This is a genomic window from Acinetobacter sp. YH12135, assembly GCF_013418565.1.
Taxonomy (GTDB): domain Bacteria; phylum Pseudomonadota; class Gammaproteobacteria; order Pseudomonadales; family Moraxellaceae; genus Acinetobacter; species Acinetobacter towneri.
Map to the genome: position 1 here is coordinate 100,919 of NZ_VPBU01000001.1, position 26,354 is coordinate 127,272.

At 42.6% G+C, this 26,354-nt stretch carries 20 protein-coding genes; 10 read left to right on the plus strand and 10 right to left on the minus strand.

What is annotated here, in order from left to right; genetic code table 11:
- Positions 1–25 precede the first annotated feature (25 nt).
- The 3 genes from bioB to FTU70_RS00485 form a co-directional block, all read right to left on the minus strand.
- Entirely contained in the window at positions 26–1,018 is a 993-nt protein-coding gene (gene bioB, locus FTU70_RS00475; protein ID WP_131261347.1) for a biotin synthase BioB, read from the minus strand.
- Between the two features lie 191 nt (positions 1,019–1,209).
- Positions 1,210–2,898 carry an AMP-binding protein gene (locus tag FTU70_RS00480; RefSeq protein ID WP_096901051.1) on the minus strand — a complete coding sequence of 563 codons (1,689 nt, stop codon included), beginning with the start codon at positions 2,896–2,898 and terminating at the stop codon, positions 1,210–1,212.
- A gap of 83 nt (positions 2,899–2,981) precedes the next feature.
- Positions 2,982–3,608 carry a TetR/AcrR family transcriptional regulator gene (locus FTU70_RS00485; protein ID WP_004971526.1) on the minus strand — a complete coding sequence of 209 codons (627 nt, stop codon included), beginning with the start codon at positions 3,606–3,608 and terminating at the stop codon, positions 2,982–2,984.
- 148 nt (positions 3,609–3,756) lie between these two features.
- On the opposite strand from FTU70_RS00485, the gene FTU70_RS00490 reads away from it, so the two are divergent.
- From FTU70_RS00490 to FTU70_RS00520, 7 genes are all read left to right on the plus strand, one after another.
- Positions 3,757–4,929 carry an isovaleryl-CoA dehydrogenase gene (locus tag FTU70_RS00490; protein ID WP_004971528.1) on the plus strand — a complete coding sequence of 391 codons (1,173 nt, stop codon included), beginning with the start codon at positions 3,757–3,759 and terminating at the stop codon, positions 4,927–4,929.
- A 33-nt stretch (positions 4,930–4,962) separates the two neighbouring features.
- Entirely contained in the window at positions 4,963–6,564 is a 1,602-nt protein-coding gene (locus tag FTU70_RS00495; protein WP_131261348.1) for a carboxyl transferase domain-containing protein, read from the plus strand.
- Between the two features lie 11 nt (positions 6,565–6,575).
- Positions 6,576–7,373, plus strand: a complete 798-nt coding sequence (locus FTU70_RS00500) for an enoyl-CoA hydratase/isomerase family protein (protein ID WP_131261349.1) — start codon at positions 6,576–6,578, stop codon at positions 7,371–7,373.
- Positions 7,374–7,388: 15 nt separating this feature from the next.
- The gene (locus FTU70_RS00505) at positions 7,389–9,383 is read left to right on the plus strand and encodes an acetyl/propionyl/methylcrotonyl-CoA carboxylase subunit alpha (protein ID WP_167845930.1); all 1,995 of its coding nucleotides are present in this window, start codon (positions 7,389–7,391) and stop codon (positions 9,381–9,383) included.
- Entirely contained in the window at positions 9,380–10,282 is a 903-nt protein-coding gene (locus FTU70_RS00510) for a hydroxymethylglutaryl-CoA lyase (RefSeq protein WP_096901054.1), read from the plus strand. The genes FTU70_RS00505 and FTU70_RS00510 overlap by 4 nt, the downstream gene beginning before the upstream one ends.
- A 99-nt stretch (positions 10,283–10,381) precedes the next feature.
- On the plus strand, positions 10,382–11,086 hold the full coding sequence (locus tag FTU70_RS00515) for a CoA transferase subunit A (RefSeq protein WP_004971542.1): 705 nt from the start codon (positions 10,382–10,384) through the stop codon (positions 11,084–11,086).
- 3 nt (positions 11,087–11,089) lie between these two features.
- Complete coding sequence (locus tag FTU70_RS00520; protein ID WP_004971544.1) at positions 11,090–11,728, plus strand: CoA transferase subunit B; 639 nt, start codon at positions 11,090–11,092, stop codon at positions 11,726–11,728.
- Between the two features lie 294 nt (positions 11,729–12,022).
- On the opposite strand, the gene FTU70_RS00525 is transcribed toward FTU70_RS00520, so the two are convergent.
- The 4 genes from FTU70_RS00525 to FTU70_RS00540 all read right to left on the minus strand — a co-directional run bounded on the left by FTU70_RS00525 (position 12,023) and on the right by FTU70_RS00540 (position 16,705).
- A complete protein-coding gene (locus tag FTU70_RS00525; protein WP_180059811.1) occupies positions 12,023–13,507 on the minus strand; it encodes an OmpA family protein in 1,485 nt (494 codons plus the stop codon).
- A gap of 231 nt (positions 13,508–13,738) precedes the next feature.
- Positions 13,739–14,974: a dihydroorotase gene (locus FTU70_RS00530; RefSeq protein ID WP_004971548.1), complete on the minus strand. Its 1,236-nt coding sequence runs from the start codon at positions 14,972–14,974 to the stop codon at positions 13,739–13,741.
- Between the two features lie 10 nt (positions 14,975–14,984).
- Positions 14,985–16,001, minus strand: coding sequence for an aspartate carbamoyltransferase catalytic subunit (locus FTU70_RS00535; protein ID WP_004971550.1), 1,017 nt, complete (start codon positions 15,999–16,001; stop codon positions 14,985–14,987).
- A 305-nt stretch (positions 16,002–16,306) separates the two neighbouring features.
- Entirely contained in the window at positions 16,307–16,705 is a 399-nt protein-coding gene (locus FTU70_RS00540; RefSeq protein WP_180059813.1) for a hypothetical protein, read from the minus strand.
- A gap of 327 nt (positions 16,706–17,032) precedes the next feature.
- On the opposite strand from FTU70_RS00540, the gene rlmKL reads away from it, so the two are divergent.
- Positions 17,033–19,237: a bifunctional 23S rRNA (guanine(2069)-N(7))-methyltransferase RlmK/23S rRNA (guanine(2445)-N(2))-methyltransferase RlmL gene (rlmKL, locus tag FTU70_RS00545; protein WP_004971555.1), complete on the plus strand. Its 2,205-nt coding sequence runs from the start codon at positions 17,033–17,035 to the stop codon at positions 19,235–19,237.
- 73 nt (positions 19,238–19,310) lie between these two features.
- On the opposite strand, the gene FTU70_RS00550 is transcribed toward rlmKL, so the two are convergent.
- The 3 genes from FTU70_RS00550 to FTU70_RS00560 all read right to left on the minus strand — a co-directional run bounded on the left by FTU70_RS00550 (position 19,311) and on the right by FTU70_RS00560 (position 24,136).
- Positions 19,311–20,594, minus strand: coding sequence for a DUF945 family protein (locus tag FTU70_RS00550; protein ID WP_180059815.1), 1,284 nt, complete (start codon positions 20,592–20,594; stop codon positions 19,311–19,313).
- A gap of 228 nt (positions 20,595–20,822) precedes the next feature.
- Positions 20,823–23,402 carry an ATP-dependent chaperone ClpB gene (clpB, locus tag FTU70_RS00555; protein ID WP_004971561.1) on the minus strand — a complete coding sequence of 860 codons (2,580 nt, stop codon included), beginning with the start codon at positions 23,400–23,402 and terminating at the stop codon, positions 20,823–20,825.
- 311 nt (positions 23,403–23,713) lie between these two features.
- Positions 23,714–24,136 (minus strand): OsmC family protein, encoded by a 423-nt coding sequence (locus FTU70_RS00560; RefSeq protein ID WP_004971563.1) that lies wholly within the window; start codon positions 24,134–24,136, stop codon positions 23,714–23,716.
- A 148-nt stretch (positions 24,137–24,284) separates the two neighbouring features.
- On the opposite strand from FTU70_RS00560, the gene crp reads away from it, so the two are divergent.
- Positions 24,285–24,989: a cAMP-activated global transcriptional regulator CRP gene (gene crp, locus FTU70_RS00565; protein WP_004971566.1), complete on the plus strand. Its 705-nt coding sequence runs from the start codon at positions 24,285–24,287 to the stop codon at positions 24,987–24,989.
- Positions 24,990–25,193: 204 nt separating this feature from the next.
- Complete coding sequence (locus FTU70_RS00570; protein ID WP_131261355.1) at positions 25,194–26,243, plus strand: NADP(H)-dependent aldo-keto reductase; 1,050 nt, start codon at positions 25,194–25,196, stop codon at positions 26,241–26,243.
- Positions 26,244–26,354 lie beyond the last annotated feature (111 nt).

Below are 26,354 nucleotides of genomic sequence, written 5' to 3' on the forward strand. Positions count from 1 at the left end.
TATCTGAGTCTTTTTCAAGATCTGCTTAAGCCACAGCCATTGCATCTACCGACAATTCCGAAACGGTTGGCTTGGCACGTTCAGGCACTAAGCCTAATTTTTGGAACAATTGTTTGTCTTTGCCTTCGCCTGCGTTTGGTGTGGTCAAAAGCTTTTCACCTGAGAATAACGAGTTCGCACCTGCCATAAATGCCAACGCCTGATCTGAATCGGATAACGATTCACGCCCTGCAGATAAACGAATATAGCTGTTTGGCATGATAATACGTGCAACTGCAATGGTACGAATCCACTCAATCACATCCAGTTTTTCTACTTCAGCCAGTGGTGTGCCTTTAATCGGTACTAACATATTGATCGGCACAGATTCAGGATGTAACGGTAAAGTCGCTAATTCATGTAATAAACCAATACGGTCTTGGGTATCTTCACCTAAACCGACAATACCGCCACTACATACTTTCATACCTGTTTGACGCACAATATCCAAAGTGTTTAAGCGATCATCAAAACAGCGGGTACTAATCACATTAGGATAATACTCACGCGATGTGTCTAGGTTATGGTTGTAATAATCTAAGCCTGCATCTTTTAAGCGTTCTGCCTGCGATTGGTTTAACATCCCTAAAGTCATGCAAGTTTCTAAGCCCAGAGCTTTGACTTCACGCACCATTTCCAGAACATAGGGCATATCGCGTTCATGCGGATTACGCCAAGCAGCGCCCATACAAAAACGTGAAGAACCTGATGCTAAAGCTTCTTTGGCTTCCTGAATGACTTTATCAACTGCAATACGTTTTTCAGCTTCAAGCTGTGAATCATAATGCGCAGATTGCGAGCAATATTTGCAGTCCTCAGGGCATTTGCCTGTTTTAATAGACAATAAGGTACTGACTTGTACGGTATTGGCAGCAAAATGTTGGCGATGCACACGCTGTGCTTCAAAGACTAAATCCAGAAAAGGTTGTTCATATAACTGCTGAATTTCTTCTCGAGTCCAATCATTGCGTACGGTCATTATTTTCATCCTTGATTATCACGCATCATGCTTAAACTTGTGCCATCTTTTATTAAGCCGAGCATGCGATATATTTTTAGTGTGATTATTCCTGTATAGAGTATCCCTTTATCTCTGCGTGAGAAATAAAGGGTGTGTGCTGACAAAATTAAAAGGTCGATCTTGCGGCAGTAAATAGCTGAAATAATGCCTTAAGCAATTTCCTTTAAATTTAATTCTTCACGCATAAATTCACGTAATTTAAATTTCTGTGCCTTGCCTGAAGCGGTCATTGGAAATTCACTAAAGAAGCGCACATAACGTGGGACTTTATTGTGTGAAATGTGTTCTGCACAGTATTGGCGAATTGCCTCTTCGGTACATTCATGGTGTTCATGCAAAATAATACAGGCACATAGTTCTTCACCATAACGATGATCTGGCACGCCAATTACTTGCACATCGCAGACCGCATCGTGAGTATATAAGAAATCTTCAATTTCTTTCGGGAACAGGTTTTCACCGCCACGAATCACCACATCTTTAATGCGACCTTTGATTTTTACAAAGCCTTCATCATCCATTTCTGCAATGTCGCCTGTGTGCATCCAACGTGCAACATCAATGACTTCTTGGGTTTTGTCATGTTCATCCCAGTAACCCAGCATGACTGAATAACCACGCACACACAATTCTCCTAACTGTCCGCGCGGCACGACTTTGCCTTCTTCATCGACAATTTTTACTTCCAGATGTGGATGTACACGCCCCACCGTACTGACTCGACGTTCCACCGAATCTTCAGTCGAACTTTGTGCGCTCACAGGCGCTGTTTCGGTCATGCCATAACAAATGGTGATTTGCGCCATGTGCATACGGTCGATGACGCGTTGCATAATTTCTTGCGGACACGGACTGCCTGCCATGATGCCTGTACGCAAGCTAGATAAATCAAATTCATCAAACTGTTCATGCTCTAAAATGGCAATAAACATGGTCGGTACGCCGTAAGCAGCTGTACATTTTTCTTGCTGAATGGCTTTTAAGGTATCGAGCGGGTTAAACACTGCCGATGGATAGACCATGGTTGAACCATGTGTGATACAAGCTAAATTGCCCATCACCATACCAAAGCAGTGAAACAGCGGCACGGAAATACAAACACGGTCTTGTGGACTTAAATGAATTGCTTCTCCTACAAAGTAACCATTATTTAAAATGTTGTTGTGGGTCAGCATAGTGCCTTTCGGATTGCCCGTCGTGCCTGAGGTAAATTGAATATTAATGGTTTCATCGAACTGCAACTCACTAGCAATGTGTTGCAGTTTTTTCAGCATGTGTGTGGTTGGAGCTGTCAATAAATCCTGAAAACGATGCATTCCTGTATGTGCTTGATCATCAATTTTAATCACATGCTTTAAATGCGGTAAACGCTTGGCGTTGAGGACTTTATTGTCTGCCTGACACAGCTCTGGGGCAATTTTCGTTAAGATGTCCTGATAGTTGGTACTTTTAAACTGCGATGCAATTACCAAACCTTTACAGGAAACTTTGTTGAGCACAAATTCCAGTTCATTGCTTTTATAGGCTGGGTTTAAATTCACCAAAATCACCCCTGCCTTAAAGGCTGCGAATTGAGTGATCGTCCATTCCACACAATTCGGAGACCAAATGGCAAGGCGGTCACCTTTTTTAAAACCGAGTTTTAACAAACTACAGGCAAAGGCATTGACCTGTTGCTGTAGTTGCTTATAGGTCAGACGCACATTTTGATGCACGCTTACCAAAGCATCCTGATCTGCATATTGCTGGCAAGCCTGATCAAACTTTTCACCAATGGTCATGCCTAACAAAGGCTGATTACTGGTGCCATAGGCATAACTTAACCGTACTTGTGTCATTGAATCGATCTCCTTGATTCTTTGTAATTCTGTTTTCCATTATGACGACGATTACTTTTTGCCTGTTTTGTGCGTTGTTTTTACTACCCTCCCTGCTGTTTTCGCACTGCATTTACACAAAAGTCGGCAATTTGTTTGACAAAGTAATCTTTATAATTTTGATCAAACATCACATTGCGAGACGGGTTTAAAGGTTCAATCACTACAAAGGTCATGGAGCCAACCACACCTAAAGCAGCAGTGTTCAAATCTTCAAAATCAAACTCACCATTGACTTTTCCTTCAGCCAAAATTTCCTTGATGCTCTGTTTGATCAGTTGTTTACTGCGAAAACGCTCATGTTCCATTTCTGGGTCTACAGGCTCGAACATTAACGAATACGCCAATTGAGGGCTGTTCATCGCACGCTTCACAAAAGTGGTGACAGATTTTTGCAATTTTTGTTTTGCACTTAAATCTGACTTCGCAATGTGGTCCAAAATTTCGACCTCACGACGAATCGCATCCGATAAAACTTCAATCAAAATCTGACTTTTATTTTCAAAGTAGCGATACACCAAACCTGTAGATACGCCTGCGCGTTCTGCAATGGCTTGGATAGACGCTTCTTTAAAGCCCCCATGAGCAATAAGTTCACGAGCAGAATCTAAAATCGCCATGCGATTTTGTTCCATACGTTCCTGCATCAATGATGATCTTTTATAACTCATATCTTATTCTCAACCAGATAAAATGAATTGTAAATCATTTTGTGAATTTTAGTTCACTTTTTTAAATTTTCGATGTATGTTAGAACCTAAGCACAACAACAATGCTTGTTTTAGGAACAACAAATATAACCACAGGATGGATGAACACATGATTTTACAAAGCTTAGACTTCGGCTTAGATGAAACCTTAATCGCCCTGCGCGATTCAATCGCTGCTTTTTGTGCAAAGGAAATTGCACCCATTGCTCAACAGGTTGATCGTGATAACGAATTCCCTGCCCAGCTTTGGAAAAAATTTGGCGATATGGGCTTACTTGGCTTAACCGTGAGTGAAGAATACGGCGGCACTAACTTAGGCTATTTAGCTCACATCATTGCCATGCAAGAAATTTCTCGTGCATCAGCATCCATTGGTTTGTCTTACGGTGCTCATTCTAACCTATGTGTGAACCAAATTAAGCGAAATGGGACAGAAGAACAGAAGCAACGCTATTTACCAAAACTGATTTCAGGCGATTACGTCGGCGCTTTGGCAATGTCTGAACCAAATGCAGGCTCAGACGTGGTTAGCATGAAACTGAAAGCTGAAGATAAAGGCGATCATTACTTGCTCAACGGCTCAAAAATGTGGATTACCAATGGCGGTGATGCCGATGTTTTGGTGGTGTATGCCAAAACTGACTTACAGGCAGGCGCCAAAGGTATGACTGCTTTCTTAATTGAAAAAACCATGTCAGGTTTTAGCCACGGCAGCCATTTAGACAAACTCGGGATGCGCGGCTCAAATACCTATCCATTGTTCTTTGACAATGTTGAAGTACCAAAAGAAAACGTCTTGGGCGGTGTGGGCAATGGTACAAAAGTACTAATGAGTGGACTGGACTATGAACGTGCAGTTTTAAGTGCAGGGCCGCTAGGCATTATGGATGCCTGCATGGATACCGTGATTCCTTATATTCATGAGCGTAAACAGTTTGGTCAGGCATTGGGTGAATTCCAGCTTATGCAAGGCAAAATTGCCGATATGTATTCGACTTGGTTGGCATGTAAAGCACTGGTCTATGCCGTTGGCGCAGAATGTGACAAAGCTGAACACAGCCGTAGTTTACGTAAAGATGCAGCCAGTGCCATTTTATACGCTGCCGAAAAAGCCACATGGATGGCAGGTGAAACCATTCAAACCTTGGGCGGTAATGGCTATATCAATGAGTTCTCTGCAGGACGTTTATGGCGTGATGCCAAACTCTATGAAATTGGTGCGGGTACTTCAGAAATTCGCCGTATGTTGATTGGCCGTGAATTGTTTAACGAAACTGCCTAAAAATAAATCACAAGAATAGACAAGGATGTTGGCATGAATCAATTACAGAGCAAAATTAATATTCGCAGCGACGAGTTTAAAAACAACCAAGCTGCGATGCAAAGCCTAGTCGATGACCTCAGAGAAAAAGTCCAAAAAATTGCTTTGGGTGGTGGCGAAACTGCACGCCAAAAACATTTAGACCGTGGCAAATTACTGCCACGTGAACGGATTGACCACCTGATCGATCCGGGTACTGCATTTATTGAAATTGGTCAGTTGGCCGCTTATCAGGTCTATCAGGATGATGTCCCTGCTGCGGGTGTAGTGGCGGGTGTCGGTCAAGTGAATGGCGTGACCTGCATGATCATTGCCAACGATGCCACAGTAAAAGGTGGAACGTACTATCCACTGACTGTGAAAAAGCATTTACGCGCACAGGAAATTGCCGAACAGAATCACCTGACTTGTATTTATTTGGTCGATTCTGGCGGTGCATATTTGCCGCTACAAGATGAAGTCTTTCCAGACCGTGATCATTTCGGACGCATTTTCTATAACCAAGCGCGTATGTCGAGCATGGGCATTGCCCAAATTGCCGTTGTGATGGGAAGTTGTACCGCAGGCGGTGCGTATGTCCCTGCCATGTCAGATGAAACCATCATTGTGCGTAATCAGGGGACAATTTTCTTGGGCGGCCCACCGCTGGTTAAAGCCGCAACAGGTGAAGTGGTTAGCAGCGAAGACTTGGGTGGTGGCGATGTACACACTCGCCTTTCAGGTGTAGCCGATCATTTGGCAGAAAATGATGAACATGCCTTGGCAATTGCCCGCAACATCGTTGCCAATTTAAATAAAAAGCCAAACCCGCAGCCTGAGCATATAGAAGCACCATTATTCGATGCCTCTGAACTGTATGGCATTGTTCCGACTGACGCGCGTAAACCGTTTGATGTACGTGAAGTGATTGCCCGTATTGTCGATGGTTCACGTTTTGATGAATTTAAAGCGCGCTTTGGCACCACATTAATTACAGGTTTTGCCAAACTATATGGTATGCCTGTCGGGATTATTGCCAACAACGGTATTTTATTTTCCGAGTCGGCACAAAAAGGCGCACACTTTATTGAACTATGCACCCAACGCAACATTCCCCTGTTATTTATTCAAAATATCACAGGCTTCATGGTTGGACGCCAATATGAAAATGAAGGCATTGCCAAAAATGGTGCCAAACTGGTGATGGCGGTTGCCACAGCCAATGTGCCTAAACTGACTTTGGTGATTGGCGGTTCTTTTGGTGCAGGTAACTACGGGATGTGTGGTCGTGCTTATTCACCACGTTTTATGTGGACATGGCCAAACTCACGTATTTCAGTGATGGGTGGCGAACAAGCATCGAGCGTATTGTCTACCTTAAAGCGTGATCAGATTGAAGCCAAAGGTGGTAGCTGGTCTGCAGAAGAAGAAGATCAGTTCAAACAGCCAATTCGTGAGCAATACGAGCGTCAGGGTCATCCATATTATGCGTCTGCACGCTTATGGGATGATGGTGTGATTGATCCAGCACAGTCGCGTGAAGTTTTGGCATTAAGTTTAGCCGCTGCCCTCAATGCACCCATCCAACCGACCAAATTTGGCGTGTTCCGCATGTAAGAGGTGACAAAATGGATTATCAGTTTTTACAGCTCGAACAGAACAACCAAGTGGCTACGGTTTGGATTAATCGTGCGGAATTGCATAACGCTTTCAATACAGAGGTGATTGAAGAATTACACGCCTGCTTTCAGACACTGAATAGCCGTGATGATATTCGAGTGGTGATTTTGGCAGGACGCGGCAAAAGCTTTTCTGCAGGTGCAGATTTGAACTGGATGAAACAGGCAGGTCAAGCTTCTACAGCAGAAAATCAAGCCGATGCCCTAAAACTGGCAAAAATGCTGCAAAGTTTAGCGACGTTAAAACAACCGACTATTGCCCGTGTGCATGGTATTGCCTTTGGTGGTGGTATGGGTTTGGCAGCTGCCTGTGATATTTGCGTTGCCAGCACCGATGCCAAGTTTGCGACCTCTGAAGTACGTTTAGGTTTAGCACCATCTACCATTAGCCCTTACGTCATTCGTGCGATTGGCGCACGTCAGGCATCACGTTACTTTTTAACGGCAGAGCGTATTTCTGCAGAACAGGCACAGCAAATTGGTTTAGCGCATGAAGTCACTTCAGCCGAAGACTTAGACAGCAAAATTGATGAAATTGTGCAAGCCTTATTGCTTGGTGGCCCAGAAGCGCAACATGCTTCTAAACAACTGATTCAGATGGTTAATCATCAAGTTTTGACCGAAGATTTACTCCAACAAACTGCACAGCATATTGCACATGTTCGCCAAGGAACTGAGGCGAAAAATGGCTTAAATGCTTTTTTAAATAAACAAAGCCCGGCTTGGATCAAGACCACGGCAGAATAAAAGAAGGATCGCACGATGTTTGAAAAGATTTTAATTGCCAACCGTGGTGAAATTGCCTGCCGTGTAATTCGTACCGCAAAAAAACTTGGGATTGCGACTGTCGCGGTGTATTCAGATGCCGATGCGCAATCACAACACGTTAAACTGGCAGACGAAGCCATTTATATTGGTGAATCGCCTGCGGCACAAAGTTATTTGCAAGTTGAACGTATTATTCAGGCAGCCAAAAGCACAGGTGCACAAGCGATTCACCCGGGTTATGGTTTCTTATCTGAAAATGACCAATTCGCACTTGCCTGTAAAGACAACAATATTGTTTTTATTGGCCCGCCAGTTGAAGCCATTTTGGCGATGGGTCTAAAAGCAACCTCTAAAGCCTTGATGGAAAAAGCAGGTGTGCCACTAACTCCGGGCTACCACGGCAGCAATCAAGATGCGGCATTTTTAAAGCAACAAGCCGACAGCATTGGTTATCCTGTGCTCATTAAAGCCAGTGCAGGCGGTGGCGGTAAAGGCATGCGTTTAGTAGAACGCAGTGAAGACTTTCTCAGCTCACTCGCTTCATGTAAAAGTGAAGCACGTTCTAGCTTTGGTAATGAAGATGTGCTGATTGAACGCTATGTGATTCAACCACGTCATATTGAAGTACAGGTTTTTGGCGATACTCACGGCAACTACGTGCATTTGTTTGAACGTGATTGCTCGGTACAACGTCGCCACCAAAAAGTGCTTGAAGAAGCACCTGCACCAAAAATGCCAGAAGATAAACTCGAAACTATGCGCCAAGCCGCAATTGATGCCGCACGTGCTGTAAATTACGTGGGCGCAGGTACGGTAGAGTTTATTGTCGAGCAAGACGGTACTGCTTATTTCATGGAAATGAATACCCGCTTGCAGGTCGAACACCCCGTCACAGAAATGATTACAGGGCAAGACTTGGTTGAGTGGCAATTGCGAGTTGCTTTTGGTGAGCCATTGCCAAAACAGCAACATGAATTGCAAATTCATGGTCATGCCCTTGAAGCGCGTGTGTATGCCGAAGAACCAGAAAAAGGCTTTATTCCTGCCATTGGTCAAATCAGCTATCTGCATTATCCAGAGCAAAATGATGCCGTACGTGTCGATAGCGGGATTGTCGAAGGTGATGAAATCAGCACCTACTACGACCCAATGATTGCCAAACTGATTGTTTGGGGTAAAAACCGTGAAGCAGCATTAACGCAAATGCACCATGCTTTAGGTCAGTTCCACGTCGATGGTTTAGGCAACAACATTGCATTCTTGGATCGTTTGGTGCTGTGTGATTCCTTTAAACATGCCAATTTGGATACAGGGCTTATTCAACGTGAGGAAGCATTTTTACTTAACGCAAAACCTGAAGTCGCTACAGAAACTGTCGTTGCAGCTGCGTTAATTGATGTACTTTCTCGTATTCAAAACAACAAAGCGGCAAACAACGCGGTTTGGCAAAAAGACCACTTCTGGCGCTTAAATCAGCAAAGCGCCCACACAGTGCAATTACAGTGCAATGACCAAACACTCAAAATCCAGTTAAAACCATGCACTTCTGGTTTTGAGGCTCACTACAATGGGCAAACGCTGAGCGTTCAAGGCGAGCTTTTGGATGCACATCGTCTACAGGTTTGTATCAATGGTCAGCAACAAAAAATAGCATTTAACCAACATGCGCAAGGCATCACCCTGTTCCAAAACGGTCAGCGTCATGTGTTTAGCTATGTACAAGCAAACTTTAACAGCGATGATCAACAAGACAATGCCAACAATCTGACTGCACCAATGCCGGGTGTAATCACCCAAGTTTTGGTGGCAGCCAATGCCCGTGTGAAAAAAGATGATGTACTGATGACACTGGAAGCCATGAAAATTGAATATTCAATTCGTGCGCCTTTCGATGGCATTGTGGCAAGTTCGTACTTCCAAGCGGGCGATCAGGTCAAAGCAGGCGATGAACTGGTTGAATTTGAAGCCTTGACGGAGGAAGTTGCATGACTGAATTTGTCAAAATTGTAGAGGTTGGCCCACGAGATGGTCTGCAAAATGAGAAAACGCCACTCACTTTGGCAGACCGTAAAAACCTGATTTTGGATTTAATGCAAACAGGTTTAAGCAGCATTGAGGTCGGTTCTTGCGTATCGGCCAAATGGGTACCGCAAATGGCAGACAGCGATGTGCTGTTTGCCAGCCTGCCACAAAACCCAAACATTCAATTCAGTTTACTGACCCCAAACTCAAAAGGTTTTGAGTCGGCTTTGGCGGTGGGTTGCAAAGAAGTTGCCGTGTTTACCGCCGCTTCTGAAAGCTTTACCCGAAAAAATATCAACTGTTCAATTGAAGAAAGTTTGGAAAAATTTAGCGATGTCATGCGTCAAGCCAAAGCGCACAACATTCGCGTGCGTGGTTATGTATCTTGTATGGTGGACTGTCCTTATGAAGGCGCAATTGACCCGAAACAAGTCGCAAAAGTCACACAGCAATTATTGGACATGGGCTGCTATGAAGTGTCTTTGGGTGAAACCATTGGTACAGCAACCCCTGACCGTGTGCAAAAAGTCTGGGATGCATGTTTGGCAGAGGTCGATGCCAAAGTTTTAGCAGGTCATTTTCACAATACTTACGGCATGGCGATTGCCAATATTTATCAATCGCTCTTACAAGGCATTCGTGTATTTGATTCATCCATTGCTGGTTTGGGTGGCTGTCCGTATGCCAAAGGTGCATCGGGCAATGTGTCTACCGAAGACTTGTACTATTTACTGTCCAAGATGGGTTTTGAAACAGGTGTGCGGTTAGAGCCGCTGATGCAAGCCAGTCGCAACATCAGCAATATCTTACAGCGTGATAATCCATCTCACTATGCCAATGCCTACTGGCAAAAGGTTTGTGCTTAAAACCCATTTCATCCTCAATAGCATTGGAACATAAGCAATAAGGATGGCAACAACACAACATGGCAAGTGAATGCCGTGCAGAGAATAAAGAGGTGACAAATGTCCAATAAAGTATATGACAGCGCACAAGCTGCATTAAATGGCGTGGTTCAAGATGGGCATACCTTGGCGGTGGGTGGTTTTGGTTTATGCGGTATTCCTGAAGCCTTGATTGCTGCGTTAAAAGATACAGGTGTGAAACAGCTGACTTGTATTTCCAACAACGCAGGGGTCGATGGTTTTGGTTTAGGCTTATTGCTTGAAACCAAACAAATTAAAAAAATGATTTCATCTTATGTCGGCGAAAATAAAGAATTTGAACGCCAGTTTTTAAGCGGTGAACTGGAAGTTGAACTTACCCCGCAAGGCACACTGGCAGAAAAATTACGCGCAGGCGGTGCGGGTATTCCTGCATTTTTCACCCCAACAGGTGTAGGCACTGTCATTGCAGAAGGCAAAGAAGTCCGTGAATTTAACGGCAAAGATTATATTTTAGAAGAATCTTTGACTGCAGATGTCGCTTTGGTCAAAGCCTACAAAGCAGATAAAGCGGGTAATCTTATTTTCCGTAAAACAGCACAAAACTTTAATCCTGTTTGTGCTATGGCAGGCAAAATCACCATTGCCGAAGTTGAACAAATCGTTGAAATTGGCGATTTAGACCCCGACGAAATCCACTTAGCTGGTATTTATGTGAACCGCATTGTCCTCAATGCAAGCCCAGAAAAACGGATTGAACAAATGACTTTAAAGGCGGAGGCTTAAGACATGGCTTGGACGCGTAATCAAATGGCGCAGCGCGCTGCACAAGAATTAGAAGATGGTTTTTATGTCAATTTAGGCATTGGCTTACCCACACTGGTCGCCAATTATATTCCTGAACATATCAATGTCTGGTTACAGTCCGAAAATGGCTTGCTTGGCATTGGTGAGTTCCCAACTGCCGAAACTGTAGATGCCGACCTGATCAATGCAGGTAAACAAACTGTGACAGCGCGTAAAGGTGCGGCTTTTTTCTCTAGCGCAGATTCCTTTGCCATGATTCGTGGCGGGCATGTCAATATCGCTATTTTAGGGGCAATGGAAGTTTCTGAACAAGGCGATCTTGCCAACTGGATGATTCCCGGCAAGAAAGTTAAAGGTATGGGCGGTGCAATGGATTTGGTTGCAGGCGTACAAAAAGTTGTAGTGCTGATGGAACATTGTGCCAAAGATGGTACGCCTAAAATTGTATCGCAGTGCAGTTTGCCACTCACAGGTAAAGCGGTGGTGCATCGTATCATTACCGACTTAGGCGTGCTTGATATTACTCCACAAGGCGTAAAGTTGATTGAACTTGCACCCGATGTCAGTTTTGATGAAATTCAAAAAGTCACAGGTGTTGCCTTACAAAAAGTCGCAGCTTGATGAATTTATCTCGAGTGAATAACCCTCTCCTTTGCAAGTTTTGATGCACTGCTTTAAAACTTAATACAAGGGAGAGGGTTTGTTTTGACTTTCATACTTTCCCACTCAACTTATTCAATCTACTCAACAAATCACTAATTTATAAAACTATTCCTCAAACCAAAGAGCATTCAAAAATTACTTTCAATTTCGATATTTGCACGATACTTCGGCACTGATCTGCAATAAAAAAAGCCTTCACTTTGCAAAGTGAAGGCTCAATACAAGTTTAATCTTACAAGAAAATAAACCTGTTTAAGATTGAGGCGTCTTTTGCTCTACCACGCCTGCATCTTCCACACTACGCACTGTGCCTGTATCTACATTCAAGACTTCAAACTCAATCCGGCGGTTTTTAAACTGACCCTCTGGGGTTGCATTTGCTGTAATCGGCTGCTCTGAACCAAAACCAATGGCTTGCAATTGACCCGGATTTACACCACGTGATACTAAATAATCGACCACTGCTTGCGCACGTTGTTGTGACAAAGTTTTGTTGGCATTGGCATCACCTACGGCATCGGTATGCCCTTTCACGGTTAATTGCACTTGTGGCGCGCGCTGCATCAATACCGCAGCCTGATCTAAAATAGACTTATTGGCTGCTGGAATTTCAGTCGATGCAGAATCAAAATTAATGATTTGCATATTGAGTGCCGTCGCAACATCCAAAGCTTGAATATTGTCAGGGTTAATTGCAGCCAAAGCCTGCTCTGCATTGCTAATACTGCTGGTTACAGCCTGATTAACATCGGTTACTGTAGTTTCTGCAGGTTGCTGAGTCACTACGGTCATGTTTTTAGCCAATGGACGAATTTGACTGGCTAAACGCTCTGCATCGGCAGGGTTCGCGGCTTGAATAGACAGTTGATTACCCACCCAGTTTAAATTGACATTCGGTACACCTTTCAGCATTTTTAAAACGCTTGGAATCACGTCCTGATCAATAAATTCCGAATGATAGTTGGCAAAATTTTCTGCACCACAACCTGTTGGATGATTGAAAATTTGCTTCACTTCATTCTGCAGAATTTCCATATAGCTTGGATTATTCAGCAAAATTTGACAGGTCACCAAATTACCATCACTGCCTGTACTGACTTGCAACATTGCAGCCTGATTGGCTGCCACTTGGGTCTGTGTGGTTGCAGGCGCTTGGTTGCGGTCACTACATGCACGGAATAAAAATGCCAATAAACCAATTAAAATAATTAAAGCTAAAATTGGCAATAACCACGAACGGCGTTCTTCTACGGGCTCAGTCACAATGACTTCAGGTGCTTGATGTACGGTTTGGCCCGCAGCATTATTTACCCCCAAAGCAGCCAATAATGCTGTTGCCCACTGCGGTAAAGCCGCCTGAATTGAATCTAAATTGTTTTGCAGTAAATGCTGAATTGCAACTGGGTCAGATGAACCTGCCTGATTTTCCAAAAAGTTTAAACTTGGTGCAATTGAACGATTCAGGGTGTTTTCAATTTCGGTTTGCGGTGCTGTGCCGCTGACCAAATCTAAAAACTGCTGTTTTAAAGATAGATTTGAACCAAATACATCGCCCACACGTGGATTCAGTTGTCGCAGCAGATTGTCAATCAGTTCAGGTCGTGAATTTAAAATAGACAATAAAATGGGATAAAAACTATTTAATGCCTGATTTTTTTCAAGCAAATGCTGGGTTTCCCCTTCCAATACAATGGATGACACACTTTGTTTGAGCAAGTCTATAAAATCTGTTTGCATATATATGCCCTCTTTTTTGTCTTTGTTTTCAAGTTGTTTTTTAGTGTATATGCTTAAAATTTAAACAAATGTAATAAATTGTGGTGTTTTGATTTTGTTGTGAAATTTGAGTCAACGGAATGTAGAGTCTCTTCTTCGATTTTCTATTTGGGGATTGTTAAAATTCAATAAAAAAGCCAGCCGAAGCTGACTCTTATTTAAACTTGAAAATAAAATATCAATCAGAGCATATTAAGCAGTAAAGACGCGTACTGCTTTGCCTTTTACAACTTGATTAATCAAAGGCGTATTTTTGCCTTGTGACACAATCGTTTCTTTGTTCAGTGTCCATTCCACTTCTGGATCAACCAAGACCCAACCCGCTTCCTGTTCCCAACGACTTTGCATTTTTGCCACACGCGCAGGTGCAAGTGTCACTTTTTCTACCCATTCCAATGGACTGAACAGACCTTCCTGAATCAGTTGAATCCCAAATGGAATATAAGTATCAAATGCAGTAAAACCTGACAAAGTATCTGCAAATGGTGCCATTTTTGCAGAGCTATTTAACGGCTCATGATGAGTACAAATCGCATCAATCACACCATCTTTTACACCTTGACGCAGTAATGCTTTGTCTTGCTCTGAGCGCAGTGGCGGACGTACATGCGCTAACGAGTTAAAACCATCAATAATTTGATCGGTTAAATGCAGTTGATGCATCGCAACATCACAAGTGACAGGTAAACCTTTGGCTTTAGCTTGTTGAATCAATTCAACTGATGCACCACAAGACAATAAGCCAAAATGTGCACGTACACCTGTGGCTTCAATCATCAGCAAATATTTGGCAATCGCTACGGTTTCTGCCAAAGTTGGAATCATAGGCAAGCCCTGACGCGATGCAATAAAACCTTCATGCACACAGCCATCTTTAGCAATTTGCGGTTCTTCGGCATAGAACACCACGGTCATGTCCAAACCTGCAGCATATTCCAGTGTGCGAATCACGACATCATCATCTTCAAAAGGTGCATTGGCATTGGACACTGCACTACAGCCGCCTTTTTTCAGTCCCGCCATATTGGCAGGCTGCTTGCCGTTTAAACCTTGAGTTTGTGCACCAATCACTTCTAAATAAATGCCACCATCCAACATGGCTTTTTCGACCAAACCATGAATGAGTGCACCGTTGTCTTGCACGATTGGTTTAGAATCGGGTGGCGTAAATAAGTGCAGAATTCCGTTTTCACGTGCGGCCTTGCCTTCAGATTTGAGCGTGCCATGTTGTTGCTGACCAGGTTCACGTAAACGTGCGCATAAATCGACCATAGTTGGCATGAGCCATTGACCTTGGGCATCTATGCTTTCGCTAATATCTGCACTTTCTGCAACCAACTTGCCATTTTCAAGATATACCGTTTGTACGCGGTCAATTTGCTGGATTGGGTCAAGCACACGTACATTTTCAATTTTTACAATCGCCATGACTTTTTCCTTATACCGCAATCGCGTCAATCAAACCTTGTTCTTGCAATTGACCTTGCATCGCCAAGGCCAATACCGCCATACGTACCGCAATACCGTTGGTTACTTGATTTAAAATCACCGATTGAGGCCCATCGGCAATGCTTGAATCAATTTCGACACCACGGTTCATTGGACCAGGATGCATCACAATACAGTTTGGTTTTGCAAGCGCCAAACGCTCTTTGTTTAAACCGTACATTTTGTAGAATTCGGCTTGTGAGGCAAGTGCTGGCGAATCAATACGTTCATTTTGAATACGCAGGGTGATAATCACGTCGCAATCTTTAATGCCTTCTTCCATTTTGTTAAATAAACGCACGCCTGCGCCATATTCATCAAAACCGTAGGGCAACAAGGTGTTCGGTGCAATCACGCGAATGTCTTTACAGCCCAGTGTTTGCAAGGCAGCCACATCGGAACGCGCCACGCGTGAATGTTTGATATCACCAATAATCGCAACACTTAATTCTTCATAAGGTCGTTGGGTTTCACGGCGAATGGTCAGCATATCCAACATCGCTTGCGTTGGATGTGCATGACGGCCATCACCCGCATTAATAATGGCAACCTTTGGGCAAACCGTTTTAGCAATAAAATGTGCTGCACCTGAAGATGAATGACGCACCACAAAAATGTCAGCAGCCATCGCCTCTAAGTTCCACAAAGTGTCACGCAAAGTTTCACCTTTAGAGGTACTTGAACGGGCAATATCAATATTGAGTACATTGGCAGAAAGACGCTTGGCTGCGGCTTCAAATGTGGTGCGGGTACGAGTAGAGTTTTCGAAGAACAAATTCATCACCGTGCGCCCTTCGAGCAAATTATTGGTGATCAGTTGGTTTTGTTCATTGAAAAAGGACTGTGCTGTGTCCAGAATTTGGGTGAGGGTTTCTTTGGAAAGACCTTCGATGGTTAAAAAGTGTTTTAAATGCCCATCTTTATTCAATTGAATCTGGCTCGGAGTATGCAATGCCGCCAAATGCATGAGAGATTCCTTATACGTTAAGTTAACGCATTATACAGAAATTGATTTGGCAAAGCAGTGTAACTTGGCATGATTTAGTCAAAAGAAACTTATGATTTTAAAAATTAAGTCATGCAGACTCATCTACACTTTCTTTCATGCTTAATACTCTACAAAGCGATGTGAAAGGATGGCATTTATATTTAACTGCTCTGCTAGCCAATCATCTTGATATGAGCTTGATGAACATCTGGTGGGTCAATCTTCGCCTACAACTGCCTACGCAACCTTCAGGCTATGTAGGCATAGTCTGTACAATTCACCGTTTAACGCAGTGCCCCTATATAATGATGGGACACCTGCGCCCGATAAATTTCTTCAGCTGTAGGTTCAGTCAAGTCATCTATATTTTCTATATTTTCTATATTTTCTACTGCATCTAATTGCTGCGCTTCAGTCTGTGGCGACGTTATTTCTGCATCAGCATCCATTAAGTTAGCCAATATACTGTTTAAGCGCAGCGCATAACGGCACAATTCCTCATCGTGTGTAGCGAGCGCCAATTGCAGCACAGCACGTGCATAGTCTGAATTTTCAACCAGATACATGACATCAATCACACGTCCACTGACCCGTCTTAATCGCGTATAAATTAAAGTGGCAACTGAAAAAATCTCGTTATTTGCTGTTAAAGCCTGTGCCGTGTTTAAAGTAGCCGTGGTCATTTAAATATTCCCCTTATCGCTTCATTGTTGTTTTGCAGTGTTTGATGCTCATCTGCAAAATGTTCACCATCACAACAATGTATGAGCAAAATACATACCAATCATGTGAATATTCAGGTTTTTATTTTTCCGCAATACAATCACTCAAAATTTTTTAGAGATGTCATTACATCCTCATTGCCTTTTTAGAAAAAAACAGTAAAAAATGCCCTGAAGCTCTTCAAACCTAGACCTTTAAAATTCTGCACGATTCACGCTAAATCACTAAGTTTTCTAGCACAAAATACGGTAAAATAGCCGATTGCTGAATTGCTTTTGGAAATTTTCATGAATTCGAAACCCCGTCTTTCTACATATTGGGTCACCTGTGCAGATGGACTTGAAACCTTATTGCAAGAAGAAATGCAAGGTTTAGGTATTCAAAATATCGAACGTTTACCGGGTCGTTTAATTTTCAAAGGCACACTCGAAAATGCCTATCGTGTCTGCATGTGGTCACGTTTAGCCTCACGTGTCCTTACACCAATTCACACACACGAAATTGAATTTAGTCACGACGCGCGCGATGTAGCCGAAGAGCTTTATGAAGGTGCGCTGAGCTTTGACTGGTCACTGATTTTTGCGCCACAAAGTACTTTTGCAGTGCGTTTGCATATAGAGCGTGACATTAAAGTGAACAGCCAATTTGCGACCTTGCGCGTTAAAGATGGTGTGGTCGATTCATTTATGGATGCAGTGGGCAAACGTCCAAGCATTGACATCAAACAGCCTGAAATTACCTTATACGTGTTGGCAGGTAAAAAAGAACATACATACTGCCTAGATTTATCTGGCGATTCACTGCATAAACGCGGCTATCGTCGTTTTATGACCGATGCCCCAATTAAAGAAAACCTTGCCGCAGCGATTCTGCAAAAAGGTCAATTACAACAAATTCAACCCGACATTATTTTAGACCCAATGTGTGGTTCGGGCACGTTTATTATTGAAGCATTGATGATGCTGACTGACCGTGCACCGGGTTTGGTACGTCGTTTTGGTTTTAACGGTTGGCAAGGTCACGACCATGAATTGTGGATGAGCATTAAAGCAGAAGCGGCAGAACGCCATCAAACTGCATTACAACAGCCCTTGCCAAAATTCTATGCTTTCGATGCCGACTGGGAAGCAGTCAAAGCCACCAAGCAAAATATTATTGCGGCAGGTTTTGAAAGTCTGCTCGATCAGATTCAAATTGAAGAACGTACTTTGGCTGACTGGCCCGACTTTCAAGCCGAAGGTAAAAAGGCCTTTATTGTAACCAACCCACCTTATGGTGAGCGTTTGGGCGATAAAGCCTCGAACCGTGCCTTATATTTGGGTCTGTCTGCCCTCTTGCAAAAGCATTTCCCAAATCAAAAAGCAGCCGTCATTGCAGCCCAAGTTGAACAAGCCGATGTGTTGGCTTTCAATGACCCGCAAATTTTACGTTTGATGAACGGTAAACTGCCAATTTATGTCCGTTTTGGTACGATCAAACCTGCAACATTCGCACGCCCATTCTTAGCAGATTGGCAACCGCAACAGTTTGAACCCATTGAAGGCGCAGAAGATTTCACCAACCGTTTGCAAAAAAACATGCAGAGCCTGAAAAAATGGGCGGTGAAAGAAAATGTGCATTGCCTGCGTTTATACGATGCAGACTTACCTGACTTTAATGTCGCAGTCGATTTATACGGCGACCGTTTGCACGTGCAGGAATATGCGCCGCCGAAAAAAATTGATCCTGAAAAAGCCAAAAAGCGTTTTAACCTTGCCTTACAAGCCATTCGCGCTGTCACAGGTTTAGGGCGCGATGCGGTATTTATTAAAACCCGTGCCCGTCAGGAAGGTAAAAACCAGTACACCAAACAAAGTACCGCCTCGAAGCGTTTTATTGTGCAAGAAGGTCAGGCTAAAATTTTGGTTAACCTCACCGACTACCTAGATACAGGCTTGTTCCTTGACCATCGTCAAATGCGTTTACGTATTGCCAAAGAAGCACGTGGCAAGCACTTCCTGAATTTATACAGTTATACCTCAACTGCAAGTTTACATGCCGCGCTTGGCGGTGCAGCAAGTACCACCAGCGTCGATTTATCCAATACTTATTTGAATTGGTCTAAAGAAAACTTTGTATTGAATGGTTTAACGGTAGACCATGCCGATGAACAACATCAATTCTTTGCCAGTGATTGTTTTGAATGGCTCAAAGAAGGTCATGAACAATATGATCTGATCTTTATTGACCCACCAACTTTCTCAAACTCTAAAAAGTTCTACGGAACATTTGACGTACAACGCGACCACGTTTCTTTAATTAAGCGTGCCATGAACCGCTTAACCACAGGCGGAACGCTGTACTTCTCCAACAACTACCGTGGTTTTGAAATGGATGAAGAAATTGAAGCCATGTTTGATGTGCAGGAAATTAGCCATGAAACCATTGGGCAAGATTTCAAACGCAACACCAAAATCCACCGTGCTTGGAAAATTCAGCACCCGCCTGTTTAAATAAACGATATGGCAATACAACAAAGCCTGTTCATTTGAACAGGCTTTGTTTTATCGTAGATCAGTATCTAGATTATTGACCAGTTAAAAACTTCTTTTCACCATATTGATAATGCATCGACAGTTTAAATTCATCACCATCACGTTGAATTTGCTGATTGCTTTGCATCGCACTGAGTATCTGTTCCAACTCTTGATCAGACATGCTTTTACCTGCAGCATTCATATAATTATTCATAATGGTTTTGACCACTTGCTTGTTAAAACTCACATCGGTTTGCACTTCTAGCAAACTTGGGAACATTTTCGCTAAGCCTTCTACAGTGGTTTGATGCCCTGGCATCACTTTACCAACCAAATCTGCCCGAATACTGCCTGTGCCTAATTTCAACTGATTCTTCTTGGATTCGAACTGAAAGCCCTCATTAATCACAGCCAACAAGGCTTGTTGAACTTCTTTCTCAAAGTTTTCCGCTTCTAGGCATGAGTTGTTTTGTTTTTGCACAATATCAAGAAACGTCTGCATTTTACTGCGCTGCAAGTTTTTAACATCCCAATTCACTTGCAGGTCTTGCATGGCAGGCACATTATTTAAACCTAACTCGTCAATTTTAAATTTCGATTGAATATCTACCGTGCGCTCATGCAGTTGAGTATCCATACGCCAACTGAAGTCTTTCATTTTGCCTGAACCCACTGCTTTTGGGTCTTGACGCTGCATTTCTGCAATACTGAATTGGAAATAGCCCGGCTCTAAAGACTGCACATTCAAAGCCTGATTGGTTTTAAACTGCATGCCTTTTACTTGAAGATGTCCAAATTGATCCAGCACCGTCAATTGAGGCACATCAAAACTCATATTTACAATTTTCTGCTGCCCCTGACTTTGTTTCGCCTGAAACTCAATCTGCATAGGAGAAAATTTAGCTTCAAGTCCTGCTTCTTTTTTCTCTATAGCAGGTATGCTCAATTTCGTGGTCGATACACCCAACCAATTCACTTGCGTTGTCACATTTAGAGGCTGCTGAAAGAACTCGGAAAATTGTCCCTGCCCTTGTTCCAGATTCATTTTAGAATCAATTTGGTAACCTTTCCATGTCCGCTGAATTTGATCTTGTCCGTGAAACACCAGTTTTTCTTTAGCATTACATGGGTCTGCAATAATGGTCATTTTCCATTTGGCAGTACCTGTTAGAGTCCCCATGTCGTAGTCCGTATATTGGACGCTCACATTGGGTACAGGACTTAAATTTTGTTGATAATGCTCACGCAGGCTCTTATCTGCATATAAATTTCCTGCAGTGACAGCTCCTGCCAACACTGCAACCCCCATTCCACCCCATACTATTTTTGACATAGATTCTGCTCAGAATTTATCTATTCTTATTGAACAATAAATTATAATTAATCTTCTTTAAAAAAGATAATTGTTTTGCAAATAAATCACTTAAATATAATATTCATCACAAAATATTAAAAATAGCTGTCATTTTTTACCAAAAATTTTACTTATGTGACCTAAATTGTCAGTCATAAAAAACCCAGCCGAAGCTGGGTTTCTTAAAAGTTGCTTACACATAGCCAATTAGCTGAGTTTCATTTTTTCAAACAGCAAATGACCATTTTCAGCTTTAATTAAAATCGTATCACCTGCAACAAAGTCACCTGCGAGGATTTTTTGCGCCAATGTGTTTTCCACTTGTTGCTGAATTGCACGTTTCAATGGACGCGCACCGTAGACTGGGTCAAAACCTGCTTCAATCAATTGATCAAATGCAGTATCGTCTATCGACAAGCTCAAGTCGCGTTCGCTTAAACGCGCACGTAAACGATCCAATTGAATATCGGCAATGCCACGAATTTGTGCTTTTTCCAGTGAATGGAACACCACCAACTCATCAATACGGTTAATAAACTCAGGGCGGAAATGTTGTGAAACTGCGGCCATGACCACGGTACGCACTTCTTCACGTGTTGGATTGTCACCCAATTCACGTACTTCGTGTGAACCCAAGTTAGAAGTCATCACAATTACAGTGTTCTTAAAGTCCACCACGCGACCTTGCGAGTCGGTTAGGCGTCCATCATCCAACACCTGCAACAAGATGTTAAATACGTCTGGATGGGCTTTTTCCACCTCATCAAACAGCACCACACTGTACGGTTTACGACGTACTGCTTCGGTTAATACACCACCTTCTTCATAACCGACATAGCCTGGAGGCGCACCGACCAAACGGCTGACCGAGTGTTTTTCCATAAATTCAGACATATCAATCCGAATCATGGCGTCATCGCTGTCAAACAAGAAGTTCGCTAACGCTTTGGTCAATTCTGTTTTACCTACCCCTGTTGGGCCAAGGAACAGGAACGAACCACTTGGACGGTTAGGATCAGACAAACCTGCGCGTGAACGACGTACCGCATTCGACACCGCCACCACAGCTTCATCTTGCCCCACCACACGGTTATGCAAGAAATCTTCCATGTGTAGCAATTTTTCACGTTCACCCTGCAGCATTTTCGATACAGGAATGCCCGTTGCAGCACTCACGACTTCAGCAATTTCATTGTCCGTAACTTTGTTACGCAATAATTTTGGTTCTTCTTTCTCTTCAACCAACTCATCTTGTGCCAGTTGTTTTTCCAACTCAGGAATCACACCGTATTGTAAACGTGACATTTCCGCCAAGTCATTTTCACGCTGCGCTTTTTGCAATGCCATACGTGCCTGATCAAGCTGAGTCTGAATTTGCTTAGTGCCTTCAACCAAGGTTTTTTCCGCTTTCCAAACTTCTTCCAAATCATTGTATTCATTTTGAACTTCAATAATTTGTTTTTCCAGATGTGCAACTTCAGCACGGCTGCCTGCATCTTCATCTTTCTTCACGGCTTCAAGTTGCAGTTTTAATTGAATTAAACGGCGCTCTAATTTATCTAAGGCTTCAGGCTTAGAATCTAGCTCCATTTTAATCCGTGACGCTGCCTCATCCACCAAATCAATTGCCTTGTCGGGAAGTTGACGGTCAGTGATATAACGGTGCGACATTTTAGCGGCGGCAATAATCGCCGAATCTAAAATTTTCACCCCGTGGTGCACTTCGTAGCGTTCTTTGAGACCTCGTAAAATTGCAATGGTGTCTTCTACACTTGGCTCATCGACCAATACTTTTTGGAAACGACGCTCTAAAGCCGCATCTTTTTCAATATATTGACGATACTCATCTAAAGTAGTGGCACCGACGCAGCGTAATTCGCCACGCGCCAATGCAGGTTTCAGCATATTGCCTGCATCCATGGCACCGTCGCCTTTACCTGCACCCACAAGTGTGTGTAATTCATCAATAAATAAGATGACTTCACCTTCTTGTTTCGCCAAGTCTTTTAAGACCGCTTTTAGGCGTTCTTCAAACTCACCGCGATATTTCGCACCTGCCAACAATGAGCCCAAATCTAAAGATAAAACACGTTTACCTTTTAAGCTTTCTGGCACTTCACCATTCACAATACGCTGAGCCAAACCTTCAACAATCGCAGTTTTACCCACACCAGGTTCACCAATGAGTACTGGGTTGTTTTTGGTACGGCGTGACAACACCTGAACGGTACGGCGAATTTCATCATCACGACCAATTACAGGGTCTAGCTTGCCCGCCAACGCACGTTCGGTTAAATCGATGGTATATTTATTGAGTGAGTCACGTTGATCTTCGTGATTATTGCTCATGACTTTTTCATCCCCTCTAATTTTGTCAATCACGCTACGCAAACTATCTGAGGTCACGCCTACACTGTTCAGTAGTGTTTTGGTCGCGCCCACTTCGGTCAAACCCAGCATCAACCAATCGGTTGACAAGAACTCATCACCTGCTTTTTGGGCAAAACTGTCAGCCAAATTCAAGGCTTTAACCGCATCTGGACTTAAGTTGATATCGCCTGTTGGATTGGCCAAAGTCGGTGCATCAGCAATCGCTTGCTGTAATTTGCTTTGCAAATCACGTAGGTTTGCGCCTGCTTGTTGTAATAAACTGACATTGGAAGCTTCTTCGAGCAAAGTCGCCAATAAGTGAATGCCTTCAATGGCAGTATGATCTTTCCCTATCGCAAGAGATTGGGCATCGGATAAAGCTTGCTGTAGTCGGTTGGTAAACTTTTCAAAACGCATTCTTGTTATTCCTCACAACAAATTGTGTACTTGATGGATATATGGGAACGCAGGCGTAAATTTCAATTAAATTTTTTATATATTTTTCAAAATCTTAATTAAAATTAACAGATAGATTTCAGTAATAATATTGGACTGATTAAAGTAAATTTCAAGTTTAGTCTGGTAATTTTTTATTTTAGTTGAGTCATTGACATACACTTGCATATCAATCAATTAAAGGCTTTTGATTGTTATTTATGCCATTTGAAATATTTAGTTACAATGATTGGCAAAATATACCAACCATTGTATGACCTATCAGTCAAAGCTTAATCTTGTTCAATAATTTCAAAATCATGGCTAATTTCGACGCCACCATCAGATAGCATTTTACTTGCAGAACAGTACTTTTCTGCTGAAAGTTCAACCGCCTTCGCAACCTGCTTTTCCTTGACAGCCTTGCCTTTGACCACAAAATGCAAATGAATTTTGGTGAACACGGCAGGGATGCTATCGGCACGTTCTGCTTTTAACTGACATTCAACATGCGTCACTTCTTGGCGTGATTTCTTTAAAATAGTCACAATATCGAATGAAGCACAACCACCAAGTCCCATTAAGATTAACTCCATAGGACGTGGACCACGGTTTTCACCGCCATATTCTGCGGATCCATCCATCACTACAGAATGACCACTTTCCGATTTGGCTTCAAAAGCAACGTTCTCTAACCACTGAACACTTGTTTGCATTGCAACTACCTAAAAAAAACTATAAATTGACATGGGTATTTGTACACTAACATAACTTGAGTTGATAAGGAATTTCATCTCTACTGTGTGACAAGTTCAGACTAGGTCTTGTGCGATCTATTATTTATCCATTTTCGGAACCGTTAGCATGACTTCAAACTTTTCACAGCTGAGCACTGATGCATTGTCCCCTGGACAACTGCCTGACTCAGTCAAAGCATTATTAAAACGTGCATACATCAACCGTTATCCAAAACGGACAACTATTGTTGATGCAGGGACTGAATCTAAATCGTTATATTTGATTTTAAAAGGTTCAGTATCAATTATTCTTCGCGAAGATGATGATCGCGAAATTGTTGTGGCATATTTGAATCCAGGCGACTTTTTTGGGGAAATGGGTCTGTTTGAATCGAATCCACAACGTACTGCAGAAGTTCGTACTCGTGATGTCTGTGAAATTGCAGAAATTACTTATGAAAACTTCCACGAACTCAGCAAACAATATCCTGACTTAAGCTATGCCGTTTTTGCACAGCTGGTACGTCGTTTAAAAAATACTACACGTAAGGTAACTGACCTTGCCTTTATAGATGTGTCTGGTCGTATTGCACGTTGCTTGATTGATCTTTCTGCGCAACCAGAAGCCATGATTTTGCCAAACGGTCGTCAAATTCGTATTACACGCCAAGAAATTGGTCGTATTGTCGGCTGTTCACGTGAAATGGTCGGGCGTGTTCTAAAAACACTTGAAGAACAAGGCATGATTGAAACTGATGGTAAAGCCATTCTGATTTTTGATGCTTCTTTGGAGCAAAATGAATCCACTGATGGCAACTTTGATGACGAGTAAACCATCTATATGCTCATTAAAAAAGCAAATCTTCGGATTTGCTTTTTTATTACCAGCTGTTAACTTTTTACCATTTTCAATTATCAAAATACCATTATTGCTGTCACTACAATGAAGTAGCAATTTTCGCAGCCACAAGTGGCGCAAAATGGTTTCAGCTCTTGTAACATCAATATATACATATAATCTTGAGCGAGAGACAATATGCAATTTAAACCATTGGCAAAAACAGGCATTCTAGTTCCAGAAATCTGTTTAGGCACCATGACATTTGGTGAACAAAATACCCAGCAAGAAGCCTTTCAACAACTCGATTATGCGCTAGAACGAGGCTTATATTTTTGGGATACCGCAGAAATGTATCCCGTACCACCAAAAGTAGAAACTCAAGGTGCAACCGAAACCATCATTGGCAATTGGTTACAGCAACGTGGCGGACGTGACAAATTATTTTTAGCCTCTAAAATTGCAGGCCCTTCGCAAGGCGGCAGTCATATTCGAGACGGCAAAACCCGCTTTAACGCAGAGGATATTCATTCTGCACTGGATGGCAATTTAAAACGCCTGCAAACCGACTATATCGACTTATACCAACTGCACTGGCCACAACGCCCAACCAACTTTTTTGGCAAACTTGGTTATGGCAACCAAGAAGCACAAAATACGCAAGAAGTAACCGACCTTGCTGAAACCTTAACCGCGTTGCAACAAGAAATTCAAAAAGGACGGATTCGCTATATAGGTCTGTCGAATGAAACCCCTTGGGGCACCATGAAGTTTTTACACTTGGCAGAACAATTAGGATTAAGTAAATTTGTCAGCGTACAAAATCCATATAACCTGCTGAATCGTACTTATGAAATTGGCATGTCTGAAATCGCCCATTATGAAGGTGTTGGACTACTCGCCTACTCACCTTTGGCTTTTGGTTATTTAACTGGTAAATTCCGTCATGGCGCACGCCCTGCCAATGCACGTGTCACGCTATATTCACGTTTTAGCCGTTACAGTAATCCACAAAGCGAATGGGCAACCGAGCAATACGCCCAACTTGCAGAACAACACGGCTTGAGTTTGACGCAACTGGCGCTGGCATTTATCAAGCAGCAATTTTTTGTGACAAGTACCATTATTGGCGCGACGAATATGGCGCAACTTAAAGAAAATATTGATGCCTTTGACATCACCTTATCAGATGAAATTTTACAAGGCATTGAAGCCATTCATCGTCAACAACCCAATCCAGCGCCCTAATTTTATTTTAAGCACTGCTTTAAAATGAAATTAAAAATATGAACTCAGCAATAACTCATCATTTTTATGCTGTTTAAAGTCAAAAAGTCTTCATAAAAAAAGATGCGCATA

Excerpts from the sequence above, each read along its gene's own strand:
- FTU70_RS00525 (WP_180059811.1), bottom strand. The coding sequence starts at position 13,507 with ATGCAAACAGATTTTATAGACTTGCTCAAACAAAGTGTGTCATCCATT.
- bioB (WP_131261347.1), bottom strand. The coding sequence starts at position 1,018 with ATGACCGTACGCAATGATTGGACTCGAGAAGAAATTCAGCAGTTATAT.
- FTU70_RS00500 (WP_131261349.1), top strand. The coding sequence starts at position 6,576 with ATGGATTATCAGTTTTTACAGCTCGAACAGAACAACCAAGTGGCTACG.
- FTU70_RS00515 (WP_004971542.1), top strand. The coding sequence starts at position 10,382 with ATGTCCAATAAAGTATATGACAGCGCACAAGCTGCATTAAATGGCGTG.
- FTU70_RS00510 (WP_096901054.1), top strand. The coding sequence starts at position 9,380 with ATGACTGAATTTGTCAAAATTGTAGAGGTTGGCCCACGAGATGGTCTG.
- FTU70_RS00490 (WP_004971528.1), top strand. The coding sequence starts at position 3,757 with ATGATTTTACAAAGCTTAGACTTCGGCTTAGATGAAACCTTAATCGCC.
- FTU70_RS00570 (WP_131261355.1), top strand. The coding sequence starts at position 25,194 with ATGCAATTTAAACCATTGGCAAAAACAGGCATTCTAGTTCCAGAAATC.
- FTU70_RS00520 (WP_004971544.1), top strand. The coding sequence starts at position 11,090 with ATGGCTTGGACGCGTAATCAAATGGCGCAGCGCGCTGCACAAGAATTA.
- FTU70_RS00560 (WP_004971563.1), bottom strand. The coding sequence starts at position 24,136 with ATGCAAACAAGTGTTCAGTGGTTAGAGAACGTTGCTTTTGAAGCCAAA.
- rlmKL (WP_004971555.1), top strand. The coding sequence starts at position 17,033 with ATGAATTCGAAACCCCGTCTTTCTACATATTGGGTCACCTGTGCAGAT.
- clpB (WP_004971561.1), bottom strand. The coding sequence starts at position 23,402 with ATGCGTTTTGAAAAGTTTACCAACCGACTACAGCAAGCTTTATCCGAT.
- crp (WP_004971566.1), top strand. The coding sequence starts at position 24,285 with ATGACTTCAAACTTTTCACAGCTGAGCACTGATGCATTGTCCCCTGGA.
- FTU70_RS00505 (WP_167845930.1), top strand. The coding sequence starts at position 7,389 with ATGTTTGAAAAGATTTTAATTGCCAACCGTGGTGAAATTGCCTGCCGT.
- FTU70_RS00530 (WP_004971548.1), bottom strand. The coding sequence starts at position 14,974 with ATGGCGATTGTAAAAATTGAAAATGTACGTGTGCTTGACCCAATCCAG.
- FTU70_RS00550 (WP_180059815.1), bottom strand. The coding sequence starts at position 20,594 with ATGTCAAAAATAGTATGGGGTGGAATGGGGGTTGCAGTGTTGGCAGGA.
- FTU70_RS00540 (WP_180059813.1), bottom strand. The coding sequence starts at position 16,705 with ATGACCACGGCTACTTTAAACACGGCACAGGCTTTAACAGCAAATAAC.
- FTU70_RS00485 (WP_004971526.1), bottom strand. The coding sequence starts at position 3,608 with ATGAGTTATAAAAGATCATCATTGATGCAGGAACGTATGGAACAAAAT.
- FTU70_RS00495 (WP_131261348.1), top strand. The coding sequence starts at position 4,963 with ATGAATCAATTACAGAGCAAAATTAATATTCGCAGCGACGAGTTTAAA.
- FTU70_RS00480 (WP_096901051.1), bottom strand. The coding sequence starts at position 2,898 with ATGACACAAGTACGGTTAAGTTATGCCTATGGCACCAGTAATCAGCCT.
- FTU70_RS00535 (WP_004971550.1), bottom strand. The coding sequence starts at position 16,001 with ATGCATTTGGCGGCATTGCATACTCCGAGCCAGATTCAATTGAATAAA.